Source organism: Streptomyces sp. NPDC016851, from assembly GCF_055562795.1.
In genome coordinates this window covers 250,225-263,797 of sequence record NZ_JBVHEP010000006.1, presented here as the reverse complement: position 1 = coordinate 263,797, position 13,573 = coordinate 250,225, and the positions used below count along the sequence as shown (strand labels likewise).

The following is a 13,573-nucleotide window of genomic DNA, read 5'->3' as shown; positions in this document are numbered from 1 at the left end:
GTCACTCCACGACATGACGGCCCTCCTGCCGCGCGCTGCACGAGGCCCGGAACGCGCAGTGCGTGCAGTGCTGGCCGGCGGTCGGGGTGAACCGTTCGTCGAGGACCTTGCCGGCCGCGGTGGCCAGCAGATCGCCGACCCACTCCCCCTCCAGCGGCTCCTGGGCCTGCACCTTGGGCAGGGTCTCGCCGCCGTCGCGCTGGGCGGCGCCCTGGCGCAGCTGGACGAGTTCCGCGCCGCCCGGCTCTGGTCGCGCACCGTCGAAGACGCCGTCGACGGCGCCCTCGCGGACGGCCAGTTGGTAGACCGCGAGCTGCGGGTGTCGCTCCACTTCCTTGCCGGTTGGCGCCTGTTTGCCGGTCTTGAAGTCGACGACGTAGGCACGGCCCTCGCCGTCCGCCTCCACACGGTCCATCTGGCCGCGGATGCGCACCTGGTAGTCGCCGGCTTCGAGGGTGACGTCGAAGTCGTGCTCGCTGGCCACCGGGGTACGCCCGGTGCGGTCCATGACGTGCCACTTCAGGAACCGTTCGAGCGCCACGCGCGCGTTGTCCTTCTCCTGGTCCGACTTCCACGGCGCGTCGAAGGCCAGGGCGTTCCACACGGAGTCGAGCCGTTCCATGAGGACGGACAGGTCGGCCGGGGTGTGCCCGGAGGCGACCTCGTCGGCGAGGACGTGCACCACGTTGCCGAAGCCCTGGGCGGCGGTCGCGGGCGCGTCGGCCTTCACCTCGCGGCCCAGGAACCATTGCAGGGCGCAGGTGTTGGCGAGCTGGTCGAGGGCGCTGCCGGAGAGCACGACGGGCTGGTCGCGGTCGCGCAGCGGCACCTTGGACTCGGTCGGCTCGAACATGCCCCACCAGCGGTAGGGGTGCGCGGACGGCACCAAGGGGCGGCCGTCCTCGTCGGCGAGGGCGGCGAGCCGGGCGAGGCGGCGGGCGGCGGCTTCCCGGAGGGCGTCGGAGACACGCGGGTCGACCGTGGTGGCGCGCAGTTCGGCGACGAGTGCCGCGACGGAGAGCGGGCGGCGCGGGCGTCCCGTGACGTCCTTGGGTTCGACGCCGAGTTCGGTCAGGAAGCGGGAGGGCTGGTCGCCGTCGTCCGCCGGGGCCTTGACGGCGGTCACGACGAGGCGTTCACGCGCGCGCGTGGCGGCCACGTAGAACAGGCGGCGCTCCTCGGCGAGCAGCGCGCCGGGGGTGAGGGGTTCGGCGAGTCCGTCGCGGCCGATGCGGTCGGCCTCCAGCAGGGAGCCGCGGCGGCGCAGATCCGGCCACAGGCCCTCCTGGACGCCCGCGACCACCACGAGGCGCCATTCCAGGCCCTTCGAGCGGTGCGCGGTCATCAGGCGGACCGCCTCGGGGCGTACGGCGCGGCGCGTGAGGGTGTCGGCAGCGATGTCCTCGGCCTCGATCTCCTCCAGGAAGTTGAGGGCGCCCCGGCCGCCGGTGCGCTCCTCGGCACGGGCCGCGGTCGCGAACAGCGCGCAGACGGCGTCCAGATCGCGGTCCGCGTTGCGCCCGGCCGCGCCGCCCCGGCGTGCGGCCCGCTCCAGCCGCGTGGGCCAGGGCGTGCCCTCCCAGAGGTCCCACAGCGCCTCCTCGGCCGTACCGCCGCCCGCCAGCCGCTCACGGGCCTTGCGCAGCAGCGCGCCGAGGCGCTGGGCACCCCGCGCGTACGTGGGGTCGTGCACGGCGAGGCGCTCCGGCTCGGCGAGTGCCTGCGCGAGCAGCACGTCGGAGGGCGGCGGCAGCGGGTTGCCCGCGGCCCGCTCCTCGTCGCGCAGGGCCCGGCCGAGGCGGCGCAGGTCGGCGGCGTCCATGCTCGCGAGCGGGGAGGTGAGGAGGGTGAGGGCGGTCTCGGTGTCGAGCCAGCAGGTGTCCGGCTGCGCGGAAGGGGCGTCCTCGGAGGGGGCGTCCCTTCCGGAGTCCTGCGGCTCGGCAGGTCCCGTCTCACAAGCCCCTGCCTCCGCCGCGGCCACCGCCCGCAGCGCCGTCAGCAGCGGTGCCACCGCCGGCTCGTGACGCAGGGGCACGTCGTCACCGTCGACGTCGACGGGGACGCCGGCCGCCGTGAGGGCGCGGCGGACTGTCGGGATGGTGCGGGAGCCGGCGCGCACCAGGACGGCCATCTCGCTCCACGGAACGCCGTCCTCCAGGTGGGCCCTGCGGAGGATGTCGGCGATGTTGTCCAGCTCCGTCCCGGGCGTCGGGTACGTGTACGTCTCGACGCGGCCGCCGTCCCGGACGGGCGCGAGTTCGCGGTGGGCACGCACCTTCTCGGCGGGCAGGCGGGTCAGCGGCATGCGCTGGGTCAGCAGCCGGGTGGCGGCCAGCAAGGCGGCACCGGAGCGGCGGGACGTGCGCAGCACCGCGACGGGGGCCGGGCGGCCGTCCGCGCGCGGGAAGGCGTGCGGGAAGTCGAGGATGCCGTTCACGTCCGCCCCGCGGAACGCGTAGATCGACTGGTCGGGGTCACCGAACGCGACGAGCGTGCGACCGCCGCCGGCGAGCGCGTGCAGCAGTCGTACCTGAGCGGGATCCGTGTCCTGGTACTCGTCGACGTAGACGGCGTCGTACCGGGCGGCGAGCCGCGCGGCGACCTCGGGCCGGCGGGCGAGGAGCACCGCGCGGTGGACGAGTTCCGCGTAGTCGATCACGCCCTGGAGGTCGAGCACGTCCAGATACTCGGCGAGGAAGGCGGCCGCGGCACGCCAGTCGGGGCGTCCCGTGCGGCGGGCGAAGGCGTCCAGGGCGTCCGGCCCGAGACCCAGTTCACGGGTGCGGGCGAGAACCGCGCGGACCTCGTCGGCGAAACCACGGGTGGTCAGGCAGGCGCGCAGTTCGTCGGGCCAGCGCACGTGCGCCAGCCCGAGCCGCTCCAGGTCCACCTGGCCGGCGAGCAGTTCCCGGACCGAGACGTCCTGCTCGGGGCCGGACAGCAGCCGCAGCGGCTCCACGAACAGGTCGCTGTCCTGGTGGGCGCGGACCAGGGCGTAGCAGAACGAGTGGAAGGTGGTGGCCTGGGGCGCGTGGGCCGCGCCGCTGCGCAGGGCCATGCGGTCGCGCAGTTCGACGGCCGCCCTGCGGCTGAAGGTGAGCACCAGGACGCGGTCGGGGTCTCCTCCCCGGGCGATGCACTCGGCCACGGACTCGACGAGTGTGGTGGTCTTGCCGGTGCCCGGACCTGCGAGGACGAGCAGCGGGCCGGTGGTGTGGTCAACCACGGAACGCTGCGCGGCGTCCAAAAGAGGGGGGTCCTGCCGGTCAGGAGGGGTACGTACCAGTCGGTAAGCGCCACGGCTCCCCTGCCGCACCCGGGGGTGCGACAGGCCGCTGGAGGAGGAAAAGGAGCTCACGTGGTTCGCCGGTCCTGGTGGAAGTGCTGGTTGGCGGGCCACCGCGCGTGGCGGGCGGTGACCGCGGGGTGACGGGGACGCGTGCAGCCGACGCTACGCCGACGAGTGAGGCGGAAGCAGGGCTTCCCCTTCTTCCCGCCAGTCACCCGAGGCCCTCATGGCACTGGATGCGCTTGCGGCACTCATGTCCCTCATCTCACGAACGTACGTCATCTCACCGACGTGCCCCGATTCCCCCGTCCGGATCACGGGTCACACGGGAGGGCGTCCGATGCCGGAAGCTGTCAGGTGTGACCCTCCGCGCGTTCGCCGCCGTCCCAGCGCGCCCGTCTCATGTCGAGGCGCGGCAGATGGCCCTCGGCGGCCCGGCTCGCCTCCTTCAGGGGCGTGCCCTCCGCGCGGTAGTGGCCGAGCGCCCGCTGCTCGTGCCCCGGCAGCAGGACGCCGTCCGCGCGGACGACACGCCACCACGGAACGGCTCCGCCGTAGAGGGCCATCACGCGGCCGACCTGCCGCGGACCGCCCTCCTCCAGCCACTCGGCGACGTCCCCGTATGTCATGACACGGCCCGGCGGGATCATTTCGGCGACGTCCAGGACCCGCTCGGCGTACGCGGGCAGCGCTTCCCCGGGCTCCTCACGGGTGTCGCCGTACCCCGTGCGGGCGTCCTGCGCGCCGGCGTCCTGCGGAAGGCTCTCCTCGCTCATCCGCCCCATCCTGCCCCACCCCACCGACAACGGGACGGGCGTGCTCCGGAGCGTTTTCCTCGCCCGGCGGGAGCACGTCGGGCAGACTGTCCGCCCCCGCATGTGCACCCTGATGCCCCCGTGTGTCGGTGCGGCATGCCACCATCGTGCGGGCGGTGACCGGTGATACGAGACCAAGAAGAGACGATGAAGCAGCAGGGTGCGCACCCCGAGGACCCGGAGGGCACCTCTGACGCTTCGTCGCGCCCGGGCACTCCGGACGACGGCCCGGAACCGGCCGGTGAGCAGGCCCGGACGGCCGCGCAGCAGTCCGGCGACAAAGCGCCGACGGCCGCGGAGGAGTCCGGCGACGAGGCGCCTACGGCCGCGGAGCAGCAGTCAGGCGACGAGGCACCGAAGGCCACGGGACAGCAGTCCGGTGACAAGGCGCCGACGACCGCCGCCAAGTCCGGCGAGAAGGCCCCGGCATCCAGCAGGAAGGCCCCCGCGTCCGCCGAGAAGTCCGGCAAGAGGACCCCGGCGTCCGCGGATGACGAGGAGACCGTGCACATCGACGAGGTGGAGGGCGACGAACCGCTGCTCCCCGCGCGCGTGCACCGCCCGTCCGACCTGATGCGGCTCCTGGTGGGCGTGCTCGCCGTCGCGCTGCTGATCGGCATCGCCGCGTTCGCCCACGGCACCACCTCGGGCCTCGAACAGGACATCAACAAGGGCACTGGCCAGGCACCCGACCTGCTCATCAAGATCGCGGGACTGGCCTCCAGCATCGCGATCCTGCTGGTGCCGGTCGCCTTCGCCATCGAGCGGCTGATCAAGCGCGACGGGCTCAGAATCGCCGACGGCGTGCTCGCGGCCGTCCTCGCCCACGGTGTGACTCTCGCCACCGACCTCTGGGTCGCCCGCGCCGCCCCCGGCTCGATCCAGGAGGCGCTCACCCAGCCCTCCCCCGGTGACATCCACGCGCTGACCGACCCGGTGCACGGCTATCTGGCGCCGGTCATCGCGTACATGACGGCCGTCGGCATGTCACGCCGGCCCAGATGGCGCACGGTGCTGTGGGTCGTGCTGCTCCTCGACGCCTTCTCGATGCTCGTCACCGGGTACACGACACCGTTCTCGATCATCCTGACGGTGCTGATCGGGTGGACCGTGGCCTACGGCACGCTCTACGCGGTCGGTTCGCCCAACGTCCGGCCCACTGGACAGAACCTGATGGCGGGCCTGCGGACCGTCGGCTTCCGCCCGGTCAGCGCGTCCCGCGAGGACACTTCGGACAACGTGGACGCCGGCGACCGTGGCCGCCGCTACTTCGTGACCCTCGAGGACGGCCCGCCGCTGGACGTGACGGTGGTCGACCGGGAGCAGCAGGCCCAGGGCTTCTTCTACCGCGCGTGGCGCAACCTGACCCTGCGCGGCTTCGCCACCCGCAGCAGCCTCCAGTCGCTGCGCCAGGCCCTGGAGCAGGAGGCGCTGCTGGCGTACGCGGCGATCGCGGCCGGTGCCAACGCGCCCAAGCTGATCGCCACCTCCGAGCTGGGTCCCGACGCGGTGATGCTCGTCTACGAGCACAGCGGCGGCCGCACCCTGGACTCGCTGCCGGACGAGGAGATCACCGACGACCTGCTGAGCGACACCTGGCACCAGGTGAAGGCGCTCCAGTCCCGGCGCATCGCGCACCGCAGGCTGGTCGGCGACGCGATTCTGGTGGATCGTTCCGGCACGGTGATCCTCACCGATCTGCGCGTCGGCGAGATCGCGGCCGGTGACCTGCTGCTGCGGATGGACACGTCCCAGCTGCTGGTGACCCTCGGCCTCAGGGTGGGCGCCGAGCGGGCGGTGGCCTCGGCGGTGGAGGTGCTCGGCCCCGACGCGGTGGCGGACTGCCTGCCGATGCTCCAGCCCATCGCGCTCAGCCGCTCCACGCGCGCGACGCTGCGCAGGCTGGCCCGGGAACGGGCACAGCGCGAGCGCGAGGCGGTCCTGGAGGCGTCCCGGCAGGCCAAGCAGGCGCGCCTGGAGGACGCCTCGGACGAGTCCGTGCCGGTCCTGGAGAAACCCGACAAGAAGGCCGTACGGGCCGAACAGCGGGCCGAGAAGCGGGCCATCGACGAGGCCCTGGAGGAGGCGCGCGAGGAGGACCTGCTCACGCAGATCCGGCACGAGGTGCTGCGGATCAGGCCGCAGGCACCCGTCGAGCCGGCCCGGCTGGAGCGGGTGCGGCCGCGCACGCTGATCAGTTTCATGGCCGGCGCGATCGGCGCGTACTTCCTGCTGACGCAGCTCACGCACATCGAGTTCGGGCCGCTCATCGCCAACGCCGAATGGGGCTGGGTCGCCGCGGCCGTGCTGTTCTCGATGGGCAGCTACATCGCGGCGGCGATGGCCCTGCTGGGGTTCGTGCCCGAGCGGGTGCCGTTCGTGCGGACCGTGGCGGCGCAGGTCGCCGGGTCGTTCGTGAAGATCGTCGCCCCGGCGGCGGTGGGCGGTGTCGCCCTCAACACGCGCTTCCTCCAGCGCGCGGGAGTGCGGCCGGGGCTCGCGGTGGCGAGCGTCGGAGCGTCGCAGCTGTTCGGGCTCGGCTGTCACATCCTGATGCTGCTGTCCTTCGGCTATCTGACCGGAACCGAGAAGACGCCGTCCCTGTCGCCGTCCAGGACGGTCATCGCCGGTCTGCTGACGGTCGCGGTGCTCGTGCTCGTGGTGACCTCGGTGCCGTTCCTGCGGAAGTTCGTCGTCACGCGCGTGAGGTCGCTGTTCGCGGGGGTCGTGCCGCGCATGCTGGACGTGCTCCAGCGGCCGCAGAAGCTGGTCACCGGCATCGGCGGCATGTTGCTGCTGACCGCCTGCTTCGTGATGTGCCTGGACGCGTCGATCCGCGCGTTCGGCGACGAGTCCACGTCGATCAGCCTCGCCAGCGTCGCCGTCGTCTTCCTCGCGGGCAACGCCCTGGGGTCCGCGGCGCCGACCCCGGGCGGCGTGGGCGCGGTCGAGGCGACCCTGACCGTCGGTCTGATCGCCGTCGGGCTGCCGAAGGAGGTCGCGGCACCGGCGGTCCTGCTGTTCCGCCTGCTGACGCTGTGGCTGCCCGTGCTGCCGGGCTGGCTGGCCTTCAACCACCTCACGCGCAAGCAGGCCCTCTGACCCGGCCTGTCCAGGCCCTTCAGCACCACCGAAGCACCAGCCGCCCCGCTTACCTCGTACGGCACGCGTCCCGCGCGGGCGGCCCTCCGCCGCCGCAGGATGGAACCATGCCGACCCTCCTCCGGCTGCGTGCCGCCGCCCTGACCGCCACCGCCGTGCTGCTGTCCGCCGTGCTGGCGGGCTGCGGTGACGACGACGCCAAGGAGGAGGACCTGACGCGGCAGGAGCTGAGCTGGAAGGACTGCCCGACCCCGTCCGACGCGCAGGGAGGAGGCGCCGCGCCCTCACCGCTGCCGGACGGCGGCGAGTGGCAGTGCGCCACCATGAAGGCCCCGCTCGACTGGGACGACCCCAAGGGCGACACGATCGGCCTCGAACTGATCCGGGCCAGGAGCAGCGGCGACGAGAGCGCCCGCATCGGCTCGCTGATCTTCAACTTCGGCGGCCCAGGCGGCTCGGGCGTCACCTCGCTGCCGGCCTTCGCCGAGGACTACGGCACCCTGCGCACCCGCTACGACCTGGTCAGCTTCGACCCCCGCGGAGTCGGCCGCAGCGCCCCCGTCATCTGTGAGAACGACCAGCAGCTCGACGCGTACTTCCAGCAGGACGCCACGCCAGACGACCCGACCGAACGCAGCGAACTCCTGGAGAACACCGAGGAGTTCAACGACGCCTGCGAGCAGAACTCGAAGAAGATCCTGCCGCACGTGCGCACCACCGACGCGGCCCGCGACCTGGACCTGATGCGCCAGGTCCTCGGCGACGAGAAACTGCACTACTTCGGCATCTCCTACGGCACCGAACTCGGTGGCGTCTACGCCCACCTGTTCCCCGAGCGGGTCGGCCGCGCCGTGTTCGACGCCGTCGTCGATCCCACGCAGAACGCCGAACAGGGCTCGCTCGGGCAGACCAAGGGCTTCCAGCTCGCCCTGGACAACTTCGCCGAGGACTGCGTGTCGAAGACCGAGCCGTGCCCCCTCGGCGACAGCGCGCAGGACGTGAAGGACCGCATCGCGAGGCTGCTGAAGGACCTCGACCGCACACCGATCCCGGGTGTCTTCCCCCGCCAGCTGACCCAGACCGCGGCGACCAGCGGCATCCTCCAGGCGCTGTACTCGAAGGACTTCTGGGAGTACCTCACCGAGGGCCTGCAGCAGGCGTACAACGGCGACGGCAGCATCCTGATGCTGCTGTCCGACACGATGAACGGGCGCGAGGACAACGGCGAGTACAGCAACATCACCGCGGCCAACGTCGCCATCAACTGCGCGGACGACAAGCCGCGCTACGACACCGCCTTCGTGGAGCGGAAACTGCCCGAGTTCCGGGCGGCCTCGGACCTGTTCGGCGACTTCCTGGCCTGGGGAATGATCAGCTGCACCGACTGGCCCGTGCCGGGCGCCGCCGACCACCCGGACGTGAGCGCGCCGGGCTCGGCGCCGATCCTGGTCGTCGGCAACACCGGCGACCCGGCCACCCCGTACGAGGGCGCGCGGAAGATGGTGGAGGCGCTGGGCAAGGGGGTCGGGGTCGAGCTGACGTACCGGGGGCAGGGGCACGGCGCGTACGACAGCAAGAACAAGTGCGTGCGGGGTGCGGTGGACGGCTATTTGCTGAACGGAAAGGTGCCGCGGGCGGGGACCGTCTGCACCTGATCTCAGGCCCGGCTCGGTAAACGTGCAGGCCAGAGGGTTATCCACAGGCCGCAACGGCCGGTGCGGGATCTGCCTACCATGGCCTGACCGCCATCCGCGGCACAGTGCGGACGGCCTACGAGGGGGGATGGGCAATGACGCGTTTCGCACGGTGGACCGCTCTCGCGGTCGCCTCGGCGCTGCTCGCCGCGGGGTGCAGCGGCGGCTCGTCGGACGACGACAAGAGCGGGCTCTCCTGGGGCCGGTGCAAGGCCACCGCCGACGCCCCCGCGCCGAGCAGTGACTGGCAGTGCGCGACGCTGAAGGTGCCGCTGGACTGGTCGAAGCCGGACGGCGAGACGATAGGGCTGGCGCTGATCCGTGCCAAGGCCCGCGGTGGCGACCGCGAGGGCTCGCTCCTGTTCAACTTCGGCGGTCCCGGCGCCTCGGGCGTGTCCATGATGCCGTCGTACGCCCCGACCGTCTCCTCTCTGCGCGAGCGGTACGACCTGGTGAGCTGGGACCCGCGCGGAGTCGGCGCCAGCGAGGGCGTGCGCTGCCGCGGCGACAAGGAGATCCAGGCGGCCGAGTCGGTGGACGTCACCCCGGACACACCCGCGGAGGAGAAGGCGTACTTCCAGGACGCCGCCGACTTCGCCAAGGGCTGCCAGAAGGACGCCGGGAAGCTGATGGCGCACGTGTCGACCGCCGACTCGGCCCGCGACATGGACCGCATCCGGGAGGTCCTGGGCGACGAGAAGATGCACTACTTCGGCATCTCCTACGGCACCGAACTGGGCGGCACATATGCGCACCTGTTCCCGAAGAACGTGGGGCGGATGACCCTGGACGCGGTCGTGGACCCCGGCGCCGACGCGGTGGGGCATGCCCGGAACCAGGCCAGGGGCTTCCAGCGCGCGCTGGACGGCTACCTGAAGTCCACGGGCCAGGACCCGGCGGAGGGCTCGCGGAAGATCGCGGACCTGCTGCGACGGATCGACGCCCGGCCCCTGCCCGCGGGCACGCCCGAGCGGAAACTGACACAGACGCTCGCGGTCACCGGCATCATCCTGCCCCTCTACAGCAAGGACAGCTGGCCGACGCTGACCAGCGCCCTCGAAGCTGCCGAGCGGGGAGACGGCTCGGAACTGCTGGCCCTCGCCGACCGCTACAACGAACGCGACCTGTCGGGACGCTACGGCACGACGACCCACGCGCAACGGATCATATCGTGCCTGGACGACAGGCAGCGGCCGACCGCGGCGACCACCAGGAAGCTGCTGCCTCAGTTCGAGAGGATCTCCCCGGTCTTCGGGACGTTCCTCGGCTGGGACACGGCCGGCTGGTGCCACGACTGGCCGGTGCCCGGGCAGCACGACACCCCGGAGGTGAGCGCCCCAGGCGCGGCGCCGGTCCTGGTGGTCGGCAACACCGGCGACCCGGCCACCCCGTACGAGGGCGCCCGGAGGATGGCCGACGAGCTGGGCAAGGGCGTCGGAGTGATGCTCACCTGGCGGGGCGAGGGGCATGGCGCGTACGGCAGTGGCAGCGACTGCGTGGACTCGACGGTGGACGCGTATCTGCTGGACGGCTCGGTGCCGAAGGACGGCAAGGTCTGCTCATGACGACGGCGGGGGCTCCGGGCACCCGTGGTGCGCGAAGCCCCCGCCGCTCGCGAAGGGAGGCCGGATACGGCTCGGTATGCCGGCGCGTCCGGTCAGTACACCGGCTTGTCCGGCTCGATCTGGTTGACCCAGCCGATCACGCCGCCGCCGACGTGGACCGCGTCCGAGAAGCCCGCGGACTTCAGGACCGCGAGGACTTCCGCACTGCGGACACCCGTCTTGCAGTGCAGGACGATCTTCTTGTCCTGCGGGAGGCTCTCCAGGGCGGTGCCCATGAGGAACTCGTTCTTCGGGATCAGCCGGGCGCCCGGAATCGAGACGATCTCGTACTCGTTCGGCTCGCGGACGTCGATGATGTCGACGCTCTCGCCGTCGTCGATCCACTCCTTGAGCTGCTTGGGAGTGATCGTGGAGTCGGCGGCCGCCGCCTGGGCCTCCTCGGACACGACGCCGCAGAAGGCCTCGTAGTCGATGAGCTCGGTGACGGTCGGGTTCTCGCCGCAGACCGCGCAGTCCGGGTCCTTGCGGACCTTGACCTGGCGGTACTGCATCTCCAGGGCGTCGTAGATCATCAGCCGGCCGACCAGCGGCTCACCGATGCCGGCGAGCAGCTTGATGGCCTCGTTGACCTGGATGGAGCCGATGGACGCGCACAGCACGCCCAGGACGCCGCCCTCGGCGCAGGAGGGGACCATGCCGGGGGGCGGGGGCTCCGGGTACAGGCAGCGGTAGCAGGGACCGTGCTCGGACCAGAAGACGGAGGCCTGGCCGTCGAAGCGGTAGATCGAGCCCCACACGTACGGCTTGTTCAGCAGCACGCAGGCGTCGTTGACCAGGTAGCGGGTCGCGAAGTTGTCCGTGCCGTCGACGATCAGGTCGTACTGGCTGAAGATGTCCATCACGTTGTCGGCCTCGAGCCGCTCCTCGTGAAGGATCACGTTCACGTACGGGTTGATGCCCTTGACGCTGTCGCGGGCGGACTCCGCCTTGGGGCGGCCGATGTCGGCCTGGCTGTGGATGATCTGGCGCTGCAGGTTCGACTCGTCGACCTCGTCGAACTCCACGATGCCGAGGGTGCCGACGCCCGCGGCGGCCAGGTACATCAGCGCCGGCGAGCCCAGGCCGCCGGCGCCCACACACAGCACCTTGGCGTTCTTCAGCCGCTTCTGCCCGTCCATCCCGACGTCGGGGATGATCAGGTGGCGGGAGTACCTGCGGACCTCGTCTACGGTGAGCTCGGAAGCCGGCTCGACCAGGGGTGGCAGCGACACGGGGACTCCGTTGGTCGGTCAATCACTACGGTTGTTCTCCCCGTAACAGTGCCATGCGCTTTTTCATTCCGAGACACCTGTTCCGACCAGCGAGACGACTTCGTCCCAGTAGCCGGGCATGGCCTCCCAGGGGTCGGTGCGGCCGCCCTGGTCCGTGTGGTCGGTGAACCAGACCGTCGCGGCGCCCTGCCAGCGGGCGATGCGCAGTGCCTCCTCCAGGTGCGGGCGGGGCACTCCGTGGACGAAGTGGCAGAAGCGCTCGGGCGGATGGTCGGCGGTCCACTCGGCCACCTGGGACCAGCGGTAGTCGCTCCACGGGCCGGAGAAGGTGACCAGCTGGTCGGCGAGCTGGGCGTAGCCCGGGTGCGGGTGGATGCCGTGGCCGAGGACGATGTGGGCCTCGTCACGGATCACGCGGAGCGTGGCGACCGTGCGGCGCACCTCGGGCAGCCCGGCGTGGTCCGCCGGGCAGCGGTCCAGGAGGAAGCCGTCGACCTGGTACCAGTCGACGAACCGGTGGGCGTCGGAGATCAGCTCCCCGAAGTTCCGGGTGCCGTACCGGGTGTCGAGGTGGCCGAGGACGCGGATGCCCGCGTTGCGCAGGCGGCCGGCCGCTTCCAGACAGTGCGGATCGGGGCGGGTGCCGGGGCCGTCGGCCACGTTGAGGACCACCCAGTGCAGCGGCGTGCCGGGACGGGTGAGTTCACCCCACTCGGTGGGGGCGAGGAGGGGGTGCGCGTAGCCGGGGACGCCGACGCCGGGGCGGAGTTCCGTGCCGGAGGTGCGTGGCCGGGTGCTGGTCAGATGCGGCATGCCGCCTCCATCCAGATGTCGGCGAGGGACTCCTCCAGGCCGATCCGGGGTCGCCAGCCGAGCCGGTCGCGGGCGGTGCGCACATCGGCCTGCTGCCAGCTTCCGCAGCCGTCCGGGTACGGGTACGCGACCGGGGGCGCGTGGTCCGGGTCGGGGCGGGGGTGGCCGATGGCCGGGCGCAGGGCGCCGGGAGGGCCGTCGAGTTCGTGGAGGGCGCCGCCGTATCCGGCCACGCGGGCGAGGACCGCGGCGGCGTCGCGCAGGCGGACGGCGCGGCCGGAGCCGATGTTGATGACGCCCTGCGCGGCGGAGAGAGAAGCGGCGTGCACGGCCCGGGCCACGTCCCGGACGTCGACGAAGTCGCGCTGCGCGCCGAGGCCGCCGAGTTTCAGCTCGCCGTCGCCGGACTGCATGGCGCGGCGCATGGCCTCGGCGAGGCGGCCCAGCGGGGAGCCGGCGGGGGTGCCGGGTCCGGCCGGTGAGAAGACGCGCAGGACGACGGCGTCCAGGCCGGAGCCGAGGACGAGTTCGGTGGCGGCGAGTTTGCTGACGCCGTACGGGCCGCCGGGCCGGGGGACGGCGTCCTCCGCCGTGGAGGAGCCGGGCTGGCTGGGGCCGTACTCGGCGCTGCATCCGATCTGCACCAGCCGGGCACCGCAGCCGCTGCGGCGCAGGGCCTCGCAGACGGTGGCCACGGCGACGGTGTTGTGGCGGGTGAGCTCGCGGGCACCGCCCCTGGTGGCGCCGGCGCAGTTGACGACGACGCCCGGGTGGACCGCGTCGAGGAAGCGGGTGAGGGCGCCGGGGCTGCCGGACGCGAGGTCGAAGCGGACGTCGGCGTCGTCACCGCGGCCGAGGGCGGTGAGCTGTACGGCCGGGTCGGCGAGCAGGCGGTCGGCGACGAAGCGCCCGATGTAGCCGTTGGCTCCGATCAGCAGGACTCTCATCGCGCGGCTCCCGGGGCGGCCGGGGCTGCTGGGCGGGTGGTCATGCGGGTTCTCCTTGAGGCGGGAAGGGAGGGATG

At 72.3% G+C, this 13,573-nt stretch carries 8 protein-coding genes; 3 read left to right on the top strand and 5 right to left on the bottom strand.

The window, feature by feature from the left end:
- Position 1 precedes the first annotated feature (1 nt).
- Together ACZ3I3_RS12775 and ACZ3I3_RS12770 are read right to left on the bottom strand one after the other, a co-directional pair.
- Positions 2 to 3,358 (bottom strand): ATP-dependent helicase, encoded by a 3,357-nt coding sequence (locus tag ACZ3I3_RS12775; protein WP_467364480.1) that lies wholly within the window; start codon positions 3,356 to 3,358, stop codon positions 2 to 4.
- Between the two features lie 284 nt (positions 3,359 to 3,642).
- Positions 3,643 to 4,065 carry an MGMT family protein gene (locus ACZ3I3_RS12770; RefSeq protein ID WP_467364479.1) on the bottom strand — a complete coding sequence of 141 codons (423 nt, stop codon included), beginning with the start codon at positions 4,063 to 4,065 and terminating at the stop codon, positions 3,643 to 3,645.
- Between the two features lie 186 nt (positions 4,066 to 4,251).
- Here ACZ3I3_RS12770 and ACZ3I3_RS12765 point away from each other — a divergent pair, with 186 nt between their 5' ends.
- The 3 genes from ACZ3I3_RS12765 to ACZ3I3_RS12755 all read left to right on the top strand — a co-directional run bounded on the left by ACZ3I3_RS12765 (position 4,252) and on the right by ACZ3I3_RS12755 (position 10,465).
- A complete protein-coding gene (locus ACZ3I3_RS12765) occupies positions 4,252 to 7,206 on the top strand; it encodes a lysylphosphatidylglycerol synthase domain-containing protein (RefSeq protein WP_467364478.1) in 2,955 nt (984 codons plus the stop codon).
- 107 nt (positions 7,207 to 7,313) lie between these two features.
- A complete protein-coding gene (locus tag ACZ3I3_RS12760; protein ID WP_467364477.1) occupies positions 7,314 to 8,861 on the top strand; it encodes an alpha/beta fold hydrolase in 1,548 nt (515 codons plus the stop codon).
- Positions 8,862 to 8,995: 134 nt separating this feature from the next.
- Complete coding sequence (locus ACZ3I3_RS12755) at positions 8,996 to 10,465, top strand: alpha/beta hydrolase (protein WP_467364476.1); 1,470 nt, start codon at positions 8,996 to 8,998, stop codon at positions 10,463 to 10,465.
- 92 nt (positions 10,466 to 10,557) lie between these two features.
- On the opposite strand, the gene moeZ is transcribed toward ACZ3I3_RS12755, so the two are convergent.
- The 3 genes from moeZ to ACZ3I3_RS12740 form a co-directional block, all read right to left on the bottom strand.
- A complete protein-coding gene (gene moeZ / locus ACZ3I3_RS12750) occupies positions 10,558 to 11,736 on the bottom strand; it encodes an adenylyltransferase/sulfurtransferase MoeZ (protein WP_467364475.1) in 1,179 nt (392 codons plus the stop codon).
- A 63-nt stretch (positions 11,737 to 11,799) separates the two neighbouring features.
- A complete protein-coding gene (locus ACZ3I3_RS12745; protein WP_467364474.1) occupies positions 11,800 to 12,549 on the bottom strand; it encodes a spherulation-specific family 4 protein in 750 nt (249 codons plus the stop codon).
- Positions 12,537 to 13,496, bottom strand: a complete 960-nt coding sequence (locus ACZ3I3_RS12740; RefSeq protein ID WP_086560583.1) for an NAD-dependent epimerase/dehydratase family protein — start codon at positions 13,494 to 13,496, stop codon at positions 12,537 to 12,539. Before ACZ3I3_RS12740 ends, ACZ3I3_RS12745 begins: the two co-directional genes overlap by 13 nt.
- Positions 13,497 to 13,573: the final 77 nt, after the last annotated feature.